We start from the raw sequence: 13,201 nt of genomic DNA, 5'->3' as shown, positions 1-13,201 counted from the left end.
TTATTATGAAAGTAATTATTTTAGCAGCAGGGCAAGGTACCCGTTTACGCCCTTTAACAAACAATCGTCCAAAGTGCATGGTGGAGCTAAAAGGCAAGCCTTTACTGCACCACCAACTGGACGCATTAAAGCAATGCGGGGTAGAAGATAAAGACATCGCACTTGTCGCAGGCTATTTACAAGAAAAATTGGTGGCGCCTGGTTTAGCTCAATACAGAAACGACTTATACGACCAAACCAATATGGTTGCTACGTTATTTGCTGCCGAAGAATTTATGCAGCCCAATGAAGATTTAATTATTAGCTACGGCGATATTGTTTTTGAGCCGAGAGTGTTCCAAAAGCTGCTAGCCACAGAGGGCGATATTGTGGTGGCTGCCGATTTAGATTGGTATGACCTGTGGAAAATGCGCATGGAAAACCCACTCGATGACGCAGAAACCTTCAAAATGACTGATGAAGGAAAAGTACTGGAGTTGGGAAAAAAACCACAAACGCCCGAAGACGCACAAGCACAATATATAGGCTTAATTAAAATATCAGCTAATAAAGTTGCTGACTTTATTAACCATTATAAAAAAATGGATAAAACAGCAACCTACGATGGCAAAGATTACAACAATATGTACATGACCAGCCTGTTACAGCATTTAATTGATAGTGGCTGGCATGCCCAAGCAGCGCTTATTAATAATGGTTGGTTAGAAGTGGATAGTGTGGAAGATTTGAAGGCCTATGAAGCACAAGAAGACTTGTTTCTATAAAAGAGTTTTAGTTTAAAACAACCCGCTACTAGCAAAATTTACGAGCAGTTAACTATAAAAACAATGGAATGAAGATGAATCGTACCCAAGCCCTTCAATTACTACAAACCGCGCTGGCGAATCCTAATGCCGAATTTCGTGATGGCCAGTGGGAAGCTATTGATGCCCTAGTGAACCTGCGGCAGAAGTTGTTGGTGGTGCAGCGTACCGGTTGGGGTAAAAGCTCGGTTTACTTTATTAGTGCAAAAATCTTTCGTGATCGCGGAATGGGGCCAACTATTATCGTCTCGCCTTTGCTGGCCTTAATGCGCAACCAGATTGAATCGGCGCAGCGTTTGGGTATTGTCGCTGAAACCATGAACTCCACCAATCAAGATGACTGGCAGGCGGTAACTCAGCGTATTCTTAAAAATCAGGTCGACTGCTTGCTGATTTCCCCTGAGCGCTTGGCTAACGACAGCTTTATCGAAACAGTCTTGCAGCCCATTGCCGACCGTATTGCGCTGATGGTAATTGATGAAGCACATTGTATTTCTGATTGGGGCCATGACTTTCGCCCCGATTATCGCCGCATAGTTAGTATTCTTCGTCAATTACCTGCTAATACACCGGTGCTGGGGACCACAGCAACAGCTAACAATCGCGTAGTTGAGGATATTCAGGCACAGTTAGGCGACATACAGATTCATCGCGGTTCACTAGTGCGTGAAAGCCTTGCGTTACAAACCATGGTACTGCCAGATCAGGCGTCTCGTTTGGCTTGGTTGGCACAAATAATACCCACTTTGCCGGGCACTGGCATCGTTTATACCTTAACGGTACGAGACGCCGAACAAGTTGCGAAATGGCTAAATGCTAATGGTATAGATGCAAAGGCTTATTATGGCAGTGTTGAGGCCGATGGTTTTGAAAATAGTAATGCTTACCGCCAGCATCTGGAAGAATTGCTGCTCAATAACCAGCTAAAGGTGCTCGTGGCTACGACAGCTTTGGGGATGGGTTATGACAAGCCCGATTTAAGTTTTGTGATTCACTACCAGGCACCGGGCTCTATCGTTGCCTATTACCAGCAGGTGGGCCGTGCTGGTCGCGGTATTGAGCATGCGGTGGGCGTGTTGATGTCAGGTGTGGAAGATCAGGACATTCACGAGTTTTTCCGTGATTCAGCCTTTCCTCCTGAGGCGCAGGTTAATGAGATTTTAAGGACTCTGGAGCAGAGTGAAGGTTTGTCAATTCGCCGCCTTGAAGAGCAAACCAACCTACGCTATGGGCAGATTGAGAAAGTATTAAAGCTGTTGAGTGTGGAGAACCCAGCTCCCGTTATCAAAGCTGGCAATAGCTGGTTAAGAACGCCCGTGCATTATCAAATGGATCGCGCTCGAATTGCTCACCTAACAGAGCAGCGGGTACAGGAGTGGCAGGAAGTCCAAGCTTATTTAGAAGATACGGGATGTAAGATGACTTTTTTGCAGCAGGCGTTAGACGATCCTGACCCAAATCCTTGCGGCAAATGTTCATCTTGTTTGGGTGAATCAATTATTAGTACATACGTAGACCCCACCTTGGCGTATCGTGCAGCTACCTTCCTAAAGCACGCGGAAATGGTAATTACTCCAAAAGCGCAGGTGGCAGCCAATGCATTTCCTGAATATGGGTTCAGAGGCAATTTGCCCCAGCAGCTTCGTGCTCAAGAAGGCCGTGTTTTATCGCGTTGGGGAGATGCTGGCTGGGGTCGTACGGTTGCTGATAACAAGCATGCAGGGCGTTTTAGTGATGACTTAGTTGAAGCCATGGCAGAAATGATTCAACAACGTTGGCAGCCTAATCCTGCACCTCAATGGGTATGCTGTGTGCCATCGCTTAACCACACGGAGTTAGTGCCAGACTTTGCCCGTCGGTTGGCTGCGCGATTAAAACTGCCTTTTTTAGATGCTGTTCATAAAGTTAAAAATAATCAGCCGCAAAAAGCCCAACAGAACCGCTTTCACCAGTGCCGCAATTTAGATGGTGTTTTTGGTATTGAAAACGGCATTCCAAGCGAGCCAGTTTTACTAGTGGATGATATTATTGATTCAGGCTGGACACTTACGGTTATTGCGGCACTTTTACAGCAAGCAGGCAGTGGAATAGTCTATCCCGTTGCACTTGCTTCTTCATCGGTTAAAGATTCATGAATGTATCCAATTTGTTGTCACCTACAGCGCAAGCAACATTGTTGCTGACGAGTCACTTTTCAAAAGTCAACCGTGAAGCTGCTAAGCCACTAACTAATGCTGAGTGGGAGCGCTTTGCTTTGTGGCTAAAAGAAAAATCAATTACACCAGCTGATTTGTTAGCGAACGACTCAATAGCACTGCTGCAAGGTTGGCATGATGCGCGTATCAGTGTGGAACGAATTAGTGAGCTATTAGGTCGCGGCCATAGTCTCGCTTTGGCTATGGAAAAATGGCAAAGAGCCGGCCTTTGGGTTATTACTCGCTCTGATCCTGAATACCCAAGGCGTTTAAAACAGCGCTTAAGAACCGCTTCACCACCGGTACTGTTTGGCTGTGGCAATAAAGCATTATTGAACGCTGGCGGCCTAGCTGTAATTGGCTCACGCAATGCCAGCCAACTTGATTTGGATTTTACCGACCAAATAGGGGCGAAAGCAGCAAGCGAAGGCATAACCATTGTTTCTGGTGGCGCACGAGGCGTGGATGAAACGGCAATGCTTAGCGCTTTAAAACAAGGCGGTGCGGTAATTGGTGTAATGGCCGACAGCCTGCTAAAAGCGGCGACCAGCAGCAAATGGCGCAAAGGTTTAATGGATGGCCATGCAGTATTGGTATCGCCTTTCTACCCCGAGGCTGGCTTTAATGTTGGCAATGCCATGGCGCGTAACAAATATATTTACTGCCTGGCAGATAGCTCACTGGTCATTCATTCAGGTAAAAAAGGCGGTACAATAAATGGAGCCGAAGAAAACCTAAAAAAAGCATGGGTGCCGTTGTGGGTGAAGCAAACAAACGACAAAGATGCAGCTAATGCTGATTTGGTAGCAAAAGGCGGGCGCTGGCTAGAAGCAAATATTCGAACCTTTAATATTAGGGATCTAATTAACGATGAAAGTGTGCGCACCAATCAAGTCGGGGATCAAATAGAGGACCTTTTTTCTTCGCCCACACAGTCTGAATTGTTTGCTGAGCCAGAACCAAATTTAACATTAGGTTTCACGCCAGAAAAAGACAGTGGGCAAGAAATAAACGAACCAGCTGTCAGCGCAGACGCTATAGATTTTTATCAGTTATTCGTATCTGAACTCCAACATTTAGCCAAAAAACCTGTGACCGTTGATGAGCTGATTGAAAAAACTGACCTTCATAAAACACAAATCAATGCTTGGCTGAAACGTGCAGTTAATGAAGGAGTAGTGCAGAAGTTGCATCGCCCTGTGCGTTATCAGGCTGTATCCCTCAATGCCGATAGGTGAAGCTTTTGATACATATAAAAAATAAAGGGAGTAAACGATGCAATTTATATCTTTAATAAAGGTTAAAAACTTTAAATCTATTCAAGATGCAACTTTTAGACTAGAAAAATATACACCTATTGTGGGGCAAAATAACGCAGGAAAATCTAACATCATTGCAAGTTTAAAGTGGCTTTTAAAAAAAGAAAAATTAGGTGAAGAGGTTTTTTACGACAGAACTCAGCCGATAGAAGTTGAAGGTGTAATTACTGGTATTACTGAAGATATCCTTAACTTATTAGGCACGACTCACAGAGAAAAAATTGTAGAGTTTATAGAAAACCAGAATATAAAAATTAAACGCATCCAAGATGTGCCAAACGCCGCAGTAGCACAACAGAAGTTAATGGTTTTTCATCCAGCAGATAAAGAATGGAAGCTAAACCCAACGGGAATAGAAAATGCTATTAAGGCAATGTTTCCAGAGTCTATTGAAATTGGTGCAATGGTAGATGTTGCCGATGATGTTTCTAGGTTTAAGAAAAGCAATACTATAGGGCGTTTAGTTGCAGAAATTTTAACAGAAGTCGAGGAAGCACATGCAGGTACAGTTAAAGCAACCCTACAAGGAATTAAAGATAAATTTTCCGCAGATGGTTCTAGCCGAGCTGATGAGCTAACAGCTTTTGATGAAGCTGTTAGTAAAAAATTACAGGATATTTTTCCTGGAATTGATATAAAGCTTCATGTTCCAACTCCAGAGCTTAGTGACTTATTTAGTTCAGCAACGATTCGCCTTTTTGAGAACCAGTACGATCGTGATATTTCGCTATTCGGGCACGGCACACAGCGCTCAGTTCAAATGGCTTTAATACGCCATCTGGCTGAAATTAAACAAACAAGTGAAACGAAAACCCGCACATTGCTATTGATAGATGAGCCAGAATTGTATTTGCACCCTCAAGCAATGGAGCAGGTAAGGGCTAGCTTAAAGTACCTGTCTGAAAATGGATATCAGGTAGTGTTTTCAACACATTCTCCGCAAATGATTCCAGCTGAAGATATAAAAAACACTTTGTTAATTAGAAAAACTGAGCAAGGCACTCACGCAAGAAAAACCCTAAAAGAAGCTGTTGAGCAAGTGGAAAAAAGCTCATCAAGCCAATATCAACTTTTGTTCTCACTAGAAAATGCTAATCAAATTTTATTTTCAGAGTCGGTTGTTTTATCTGAAGGTAAAACGGAAAAACGTCTATTGCCATATATTTTTGAAAAGCATTTTGAGCAAACACTGGGACAAAAGAAAATAGCTTTTATTGAACAAGGTGGCGTGAATAACACAGTCAAGGCTTTAGAAATTTTGAAGGAAATGGATATCCCTTGTAAAGCAATTATTGATTTAGATTTTGCTTTCCAAGGTGCTATAAAACAGGGTTTGATTGGTAGTGATAACGAATCAATATCTAAGTGCAAAACTATATTTTCTAGTAACAATGAGGTTAAGTTAAACAACGGTTTGCCAACTAAGGGTGGGAACTTAACTGCTGCTCAGGCTTATGAGTGGTTAGCTAAACAAGATGATGCTAAAGAGCACATTCAAGTTTTACATGATGAGTTAAAAGAGAAAGGTATTTGGCTTTGGAAGCTTGGTGCCATAGAGCCTTACTTAGGAATAGATGCAAATACAAAAAGAGAGCAAGCTTGGGCAGGCGTCAAGCAGCAAATTGAAACATCTGGTTTAGATGCCGTAATAAAAGATGTTGAGTTGACTAAGATGTTGGAGTGGTTATGCGAGCCAGTGGCTTAGTATGTGGTTTTTTAGCTTTAACTCTTCCACCTAATCTCACAAGCTCCCACTGAAACTCCTGCATGACGCTGATAGAATGCACGTTAAAACCAGCGCAGGCTGAATATTTATTTTAAGAGGCACAACATGGTTTTTTGCGATATTAATAACTTACAGCTCGACCATGCCAAGTGGATAAGAGCCGACTTTCATTTGCATACTCGTGCAGATAAGGAGTTTAAGTATTCAGGTGAAGAGAATAGCTTTGTAGCAGCTTATGTGGATGCGCTAGAGCAGGCGGGTATTCGTTTGGGTGTGATTACCAATCATAATAAGTTTGATTTCAACGAATTTAAGGCTTTGCGTAAGGCCGCCAGAAAGAAAAACATAGCTTTACTGCCTGGGGTTGAGCTATCAGTCAATGATGGCGCTAATGGCATTCACACACTAGTAGTGTTTTCTGATGAGTGGATTACAGGTGGGCATGATTATATCAATCAGTTTTTAAATGTTGCTTTTCAAGGCAAAGTGCCTGCTCAGTATGAACAAGAAAATGGCCGTTCTTCGTTATCTCTTATCGAAACAATTAAAAAACTAGAAAGCTATGATAAAGATTTCTTTTTGGTTTTCGCTCATGTTGAAGATCCAAGTGGCTTATGGAAGGAGTTAGATGGCGGGCGAATACAAGAGCTAGGTGCGAATGAGAGTTTTCGCAAATACACCTTGGGCTTCCAGAAGGTTAAAACCTATAACAAGCAAGAAGCGGGTATTGTGGATCAATATAAGGTTAAACAATGGCTGAAAGATTGGTATCCAGCCGAGGTGCAAGGTAGCGACCCTAAAAAAATAGAAGAGATAGGCCGTGGTAAGCATTCTTATATCAAATTGGGCGAATTAAGTTTTCCTGCGTTGAAGTTCGCTTTAAGTTTGCCGCATTCAAGAGTGGCAGCAGAGCCAGAGAAGCACCAGGGCTCTTATATTACGAGCGTTAAGTTTGAGGGCGGTATTTTAAGTGGTAAAGAGATTAGTTTTTCGCCTGAATTAAACACGTTGATAGGTATTCGCGGCAGTGGCAAATCATCCATTCTAGAAGCTATCCGTTATGCCTTAAATATTCCTTGGGGTGATAAAGCACAAGATACTAAATATAAAGAGGGTTTGATAAAGCACCTGTTGGGCAGTGGTGGCAAGGTAACGCTAACCGCAAAAGATATATATGGGCAAGATTTTCAAATAAGCCGCATTTTAGGCGAATCGCCAAATGTATATGTACAAGGGAAATTGCAGCCCGGCATTTCTATTAAAGAAACCATCATTAGGCAGCCTATTTATTTTGGTCAGAAAGATTTATCCAGCACGGGTGAAGGTTTTGAGGCGGATTTAGTTGAAAAACTGACTGGTGAAAAGTTGTTCTCTATACGGGCTGCCATTCAAGAGCAAATTGCAGTAGTAGAAAGCGCAGCAAAGCGCTGGGTGGATTACAGTAATACCGCCGAGCAAAAGCAGGAATATAAGCAGCAGTTGTTGGATGCTAATTTTCGCTTAGAAAGATTTGAGCAATTAGGCGTTGCAGAAAAGTTACAAAAACGCTTGAGCTTTCAACAAGATGCAAATGCGCTCGCAGCACTGCAAGAAAAAGCCGAAAACTTCGCTATTAGCCTAACCAGCGTGTTGGCCGAGCATGAAGACAGCTTGCGTAATGCAAAAAGTCATGTTTCCAAGGAAAATGCCGAGTTTTTTAATGAGTGTTTTCAATTGTTTGATAAGTTAATAAATAAACTTGATGCGCTTAAAACCATAGAAAGTGAAGCACATTCGGTTAGTGCCAGCCTTAAAACCAAACAAGAAAGCTTTGGCCAACTACGCAACAGCTTACAGGAAGAGTTTGCCCAAATTGAGCGCCAATTAGCAACAGAACTAAAAGAAAATGATGGCGTAACAATACAAGCTAGTGATTTTTTAACTTTGCAGCAGAAAAAAAGCATGGCAGAGCAAATGTTGGCTGTATTAGAAAAGCAAGATTCGCAAAAAGATACTTTATATAACTCTTTGCTTGTCGAGCTAGATAAGCTAAACCAGTTGTGGCTGCAAGAATTTCAAGCAATTAAACAAGAGCTGGATAAGGTGAATCAAGGCTCCAACTCTTTGCAGATTGAAGCAAGCTTTAAAGCCAATAAAGAGGCTGCTGTTCAATTTATTCAGCAGTTATTTAGAGGCAGTAATTTACGCGAAAGCACCTTTATTAAGCTGTTGGAAGAAAAGCAAGATTTTGCTGAGCTATTGCGCGACTTACCGCAAGCGCTAGAACAACTGGCTGGCAGCAAAGAAGTATTTACGCGTTACTTCATGGAAAACTTATCAACCTTGCTTGTTTGGCAAGTGCCTAATGTGTTTTCAATTAAGTACCGTGGTAAAGAGCTAAGCCAGCATTCGTTAGGGCAAAGAGCTTCGGCTTTATTGCTTTATGTGCTCAGTCAAAATCAGCATGATGTGGTATTAATCGATCAACCAGAAGACGATTTAGATAACCAAACCATCTATGAAGATGTAATTAAGTTACTGCATGAAATGAAAATAAATACTCAATTTATTTTTGCCACGCATAATGCCAACTTCCCTGTGCTAGGTGATGCTGAACAAGTCATAGCCTGCACCTATGAGAATGATCATATCAGCGTAAATTATGGCAGCGTTGATGCGGCACTGATACAAAACGCCATTATTAATATTATGGAAGGCGGGCAAGAAGCATTTAATCGCCGTAAAGAGGTATACCGACTATGGAAACCTTAGAGCTAATAGAAATACTAAGCCGTGGTGAAGACAGCCAACACCAGTTTAAACAAGATTTTTCTAATGCAAATGCCCTAGCTGCAGAAATGGTGGCGTTTAGTAATTCAACGGGCGGGCGTATATTTATTGGTGTGTATGATTCTGGCGAAGTGCAAGGTCTTTCCACTGAGGATATTGGGCGCTTAAATCAGATGATTGCCAATGTAGCAGGTAACAATGTGCGCCCAGCCATTACACCCACTACCGAGAACATAAGCCACCCAAATGGCTTGGTTATGGTGGTGAGCATTCCCGAAGGTATTAGCAAGCCTTATATGGTGGCTCAAGATGGCAAACTTTCAATTTGGGTAAAAAAGGGTGCTGATAAACGCCGAGCCAATGACAGAGAAGAAATTCAGCGTTTATTCCAACAGGCTGGCTTAGTACATGCGGACGAAATGCCAATTTCAAAGTTGGGTGTGGCTGATTTGGACCTACCTTATTTTGAAAGATTTTTTGAGCAGCAATTTGGCGAGCAATTAGCAGACACCCAACAAGCGTTGCCCCAGCTTTTAACCAACATGAATTTAATGCACAACAACAGGTTGAACTTGGCAGGGGCTTTATTGTTTGCCAAGCGGCCAGAGTTTGCGTTACCTGCTTTTATCGTGAAAGCCGTGGCCTATGTGGGTAATGATATCGAGGGCGAAGAATACACAGATAGCCGAGATATCAAAGGTAAAATGGCCGATGTTTTCCAACAAACTTTAAGCTTTGTGTTGGCCAATACACGAGCCGTGCAGGGTGAGCAAGGCTTTAATTCCTCGGGGCAACCCGAAGTACCACGCATTGTCTGGGAAGAGTTAATCGCTAACGCGCTAATCCACCGCGATTACTTTATTAGCGCCCCTGTGCGAGTGCTTATATTTGCCAACCGTGTTGAAATTATTAGCCCAGGCCATTTACCGAATAACCTAACAGTAGAAAACATCAAAGCGGGCAACTCCAATATACGTAACTCTATTATTGCCTCATTTGCCGCCAAGCTTTTGCCTTATAAAGGCTTGGGCAGTGGTTTACTACGCGCTCTTCGTGCGTGGCCAGATATTGAGTTAATTGATGACCGTAACGGTAATTTGTTTAAAGCTATTGTTAAACGGACTAGGTAAGCTAATTAAAGACATTAGTGAAGATTTAGAATTTTGTTAACTCCGCGCTTAAAATTTTACGGGCTATCGGAGTCAGAGTTAAAAACCAAACCCATGCTATCTCTCGCCACCCACACCACCAACCCACACTTTGCACGTTTATTTGCCGCAGCGGAAAAGCCCTGTGCAATACAGCTATGGGTTTTAATTGCTGGCAGTCAGTCAGAAAAAATAGTTAAACGAGTTGTTTATGGTCGGGTAGTGCCTTATTCCTTTGACAGTGATAGCTGGATTTTTAGCAAAAATGATAAAACTCAAACGATAGAAGGGGAGAGGGTAAAGTTAGGACGCTTAAATTTGTTTACCAGCAGCCAAAAAACTAAAGAATTTTTCGAGCACTTTTGTACTGGGAAGACTCTTGATGAAATAAGCCAGCAACTTAACCTAACAGCTGATGATTTTTTTAACAAAAACTTTGGTGATCTAGCTTTAAACCCAGCTGAGTTAGTTTTTCAACCAGCTGAATATCTGTTCAACAAATCAGCTTATGAACATAATGCATTACATAGCCCATACGAAAGTGCGGGTGCTATATCTTCGTCTATAGCGCAAAGCAACAAACTAAATCTTTTTGCGGAAACCCCTAACCAAAATAATAGCCTACTAGCCTATATCGCTGAAAAGCTAAAAGAAGATACTGGGTTAGATTTTCTAGGCTATGACAAAGAGCGTTTAGGCAATATTGAATTTCTGGTTTTTCCTTCATTGGATGATAAAGAAAGAGCCAAGCTAGAAGTTAATCATCAGCGAGAAGAGCAAGCGATTAAGGTTGAGCTAGCCGAAGAACGGCAGACCAATGTTAGCTATCAGTTTTTGATTAAGCTGTTTAACCTCGAAAAATTAATTTATTCAACACTGCAAACAGCTAGTTATTGCGAGGCTAAACAAACGTATGTAACTGATTTTCAGCTAGATGCCATCACTAATGAAATCTATGACTGCATCGAAGTTGAAATCTACTTGAATAAAAAAGGCAAAAGTTTTGAACTGCAAGACCGCTGGCGTATGTCTTACATTCGAGAAATTAGCATGAATATGCACTTAATTGGCACCGAGCAGCAGCCTGTTAAGATGGATTGGTTAGAAAAAAAGATTTTGCCTAAATATTCAGCTAGAGCACAAGCTGTTTTAACGCCGAATAAATCAAAACCAGAAACTACAACTATTGGCGGCAGAGACAAAGAACCGTGGGTAGCGCTTAACCGCGAGCTCAGTGAAAAATTTAAATTGTTGAAGCCACAAGCATCTAAAGGAAAATTCTTTTTACGCTATGGGGTATCGCAAGGTGAAGGTGCATTAGAGTTTTTAGAATGGTTCCAAAAGCTATTTAGTAAGTATCAAAATCATCATATCGCTATTTTTGATCCTTATTTTGAAGCATTGGGTTTAAGTTTGCTCAAGCTGTATGGCACTAGAAAAGGTAATTATTCAGTCTTTACCAGTTACCCAACTGAAAAAGATGAAAAGGGTAGGGAACAAACTCGGTTCAATACCTTGCTTCAACTCTGCGAACAAAATCAAAAATCCCTTAGTGAACTAAATCTAACGATTTATGGTTTAAAGCAAGGCGAGCTGCATGACAGATATGTTTTGGTGCTCAATAACGAAAGCATACCTGTGCAAGGATTTCACCTTTCAAACTCTTTGCAGTCAGCGACGATTAACCACCCACTATTAATTACACCTATTCCACAAGATGTATTGCTAGCAGTGAGTGCTTATATACAGGAGATAATTCAGGAATCCAATAGCAAAGAAAACACAAATGCAGGAACAAAAATTTTATTTGACTCACAACAACCCGTTGCAGAAAGTAAGAAAATACATCAGCAAACTAAGAAGCCAGAAGATAACGACCCGCTCAGCAACCTGTCACCTAAAGGAATTGTGAATTGGATAAACACCGAAACAGAACAAAACAGCTTTGCAGCAGAGTGGCTAAAAGTGGCTACTTCTTTAGCTAATACCTCCAGCATCAGCTTTAGCAAGTTGAAAGAGTTACCCAGCAGATTCCTAAATCAGTTAGAAAGCTTTTTAATTCAAGCGACACAACAAACCGAAACGGAGCATGAAGAAATATCAACCATCGCTCCCAGTTTTTACACAACCAAATTGGATGAACTTTTAAACTTAGATATCGAATTATCCTTGCGACATTCATATAACAAAGCCAATAGTCTGACTTGGGCAGAATATTACGCCATTATTATACTGTGGCAGCACAGGCCAAAAGTGCTGTTCGACTTAATAACCACAGCAGGTAAGAAAAACTTAACCGATGATTTTAAAATAGACGCAAGCAATGCCAAATTTTACACCCTGCTTGGTCAGGCGCTGTCTGCAATGCAGCTTTCAGTGATATTAAACCCAACAAACAAACAAGCGCAACTATTACTAAATAACGATAATGCCGTGCTCCAGTGGTTTGGGTTGAACATGCTTAGTCAATTGGTGGTTAAAGCGAACAACCCACAATTGTTTTTTACAGCCATTCAGGATTTTCCAAAAAACGAACAAATTACTTTTTTTGGCTGGTTAGTGTTGCAACTCAGGGCACAAGAAAATCAAAGTGCTTTGCGCGAAACCATTAATAAACTCTTTGAATTACTACCCAATGCACTAAGCGAAAAAGATGTAAAACACCTACTGAATGCAATGCGTGGTCGGCTAAAAAACTTATCCAACAATGGCACTTGGATTAATGAAAAAGTTCTACAACCGTTGTTAGAGCAAGAAAGAATAGATATAAACGACCTAGCTGAAATTTGGTTCTCCGACTTAAAACAAAAACTTCCTTTGTGTAAAAAAACTAGCTTAGCGGCGTTCAATAATAAGTATGAGGGTGCGTTAACCAATCTAGCAGCTTATTTTTATGCACATTCAAGCGCAGCCATGCAAAGAGAATTGGAAAAAGAAATAGCCACGCTGCATAAAACAATACAACGCACAGTACAGCAACCACTTGCCAGCACCGCCAACTATAAAAAATGGAGTGGCGCATTATCGACAGCACTGTGGTTGGAAGCTTTTGTAAACCTAGCAAAGCACTATCAAATACAGCACCAAGGCAAAGCAACGCTAGGGTTAGAGCAACTGAAAAGCGAGCTAAACGAAACGACCCAACTCAAAAGCCAAATAGAATGGCAGCAATACCCGAACGCACTGTGGAATTTCTATTACCAAACCCAACAACAACTCGCTGAAACAACAGCATGAAGCT

At 41.6% G+C, this 13,201-nt stretch carries 7 protein-coding genes; all 7 read left to right on the top strand.

Features of this window, described 5'->3' with window-relative positions; genetic code table 11:
* Positions 1-5: 5 nt before the first annotated feature.
* The 7 genes from ABD980_RS05275 to ABD980_RS05245 all read left to right on the top strand — a co-directional run bounded on the left by ABD980_RS05275 (position 6) and on the right by ABD980_RS05245 (position 13,197).
* On the top strand, positions 6-764 hold the full coding sequence (locus ABD980_RS05275) for a phosphocholine cytidylyltransferase family protein (protein WP_345370137.1): 759 nt from the start codon (positions 6-8) through the stop codon (positions 762-764).
* Between the two features lie 74 nt (positions 765-838).
* Complete coding sequence (locus tag ABD980_RS05270; RefSeq protein ID WP_345370135.1) at positions 839-2,938, top strand: RecQ family ATP-dependent DNA helicase; 2,100 nt, start codon at positions 839-841, stop codon at positions 2,936-2,938.
* A 263-nt stretch (positions 2,939-3,201) separates the two neighbouring features.
* The gene (locus tag ABD980_RS05265) at positions 3,202-4,236 is read left to right on the top strand and encodes a DNA-processing protein DprA (RefSeq protein WP_345370133.1); all 1,035 of its coding nucleotides are present in this window, start codon (positions 3,202-3,204) and stop codon (positions 4,234-4,236) included.
* 37 nt (positions 4,237-4,273) lie between these two features.
* Positions 4,274-6,022, top strand: coding sequence for an ATP-dependent nuclease (locus ABD980_RS05260; protein WP_345370131.1), 1,749 nt, complete (start codon positions 4,274-4,276; stop codon positions 6,020-6,022).
* A gap of 126 nt (positions 6,023-6,148) precedes the next feature.
* A complete protein-coding gene (locus ABD980_RS05255; protein ID WP_345370129.1) occupies positions 6,149-8,794 on the top strand; it encodes a TrlF family AAA-like ATPase in 2,646 nt (881 codons plus the stop codon).
* A complete protein-coding gene (locus ABD980_RS05250) occupies positions 8,782-9,942 on the top strand; it encodes an RNA-binding domain-containing protein (RefSeq protein ID WP_345370127.1) in 1,161 nt (386 codons plus the stop codon). Before ABD980_RS05255 ends, ABD980_RS05250 begins: the two co-directional genes overlap by 13 nt.
* Positions 9,943-10,035: 93 nt before the next feature.
* Positions 10,036-13,197, top strand: coding sequence for a VPA1262 family protein (locus ABD980_RS05245; RefSeq protein ID WP_345370125.1), 3,162 nt, complete (start codon positions 10,036-10,038; stop codon positions 13,195-13,197).
* The last annotated feature ends 4 nt before the right edge of the window (positions 13,198-13,201 follow it).

The organism is Paenalcaligenes hermetiae (assembly GCF_039543645.1).
GTDB classification, from domain to species: domain Bacteria; phylum Pseudomonadota; class Gammaproteobacteria; order Burkholderiales; family Burkholderiaceae_B; genus Paenalcaligenes; species Paenalcaligenes hermetiae.
Note: the sequence above shows the minus strand (reverse complement) of the source record. Positions and strands in the feature narration are given on the sequence as shown.

Excerpts from the sequence above, each read along its gene's own strand:
- ABD980_RS05275 (WP_345370137.1), top strand. The coding sequence starts at position 6 with ATGAAAGTAATTATTTTAGCAGCAGGGCAAGGTACCCGTTTACGCCCT.
- ABD980_RS05270 (WP_345370135.1), top strand. The coding sequence starts at position 839 with ATGAATCGTACCCAAGCCCTTCAATTACTACAAACCGCGCTGGCGAAT.
- ABD980_RS05265 (WP_345370133.1), top strand. The coding sequence starts at position 3,202 with ATGGAAAAATGGCAAAGAGCCGGCCTTTGGGTTATTACTCGCTCTGAT.
- ABD980_RS05260 (WP_345370131.1), top strand. The coding sequence starts at position 4,274 with ATGCAATTTATATCTTTAATAAAGGTTAAAAACTTTAAATCTATTCAA.
- ABD980_RS05255 (WP_345370129.1), top strand. The coding sequence starts at position 6,149 with ATGGTTTTTTGCGATATTAATAACTTACAGCTCGACCATGCCAAGTGG.
- ABD980_RS05250 (WP_345370127.1), top strand. The coding sequence starts at position 8,782 with ATGGAAACCTTAGAGCTAATAGAAATACTAAGCCGTGGTGAAGACAGC.
- ABD980_RS05245 (WP_345370125.1), top strand. The coding sequence starts at position 10,036 with ATGCTATCTCTCGCCACCCACACCACCAACCCACACTTTGCACGTTTA.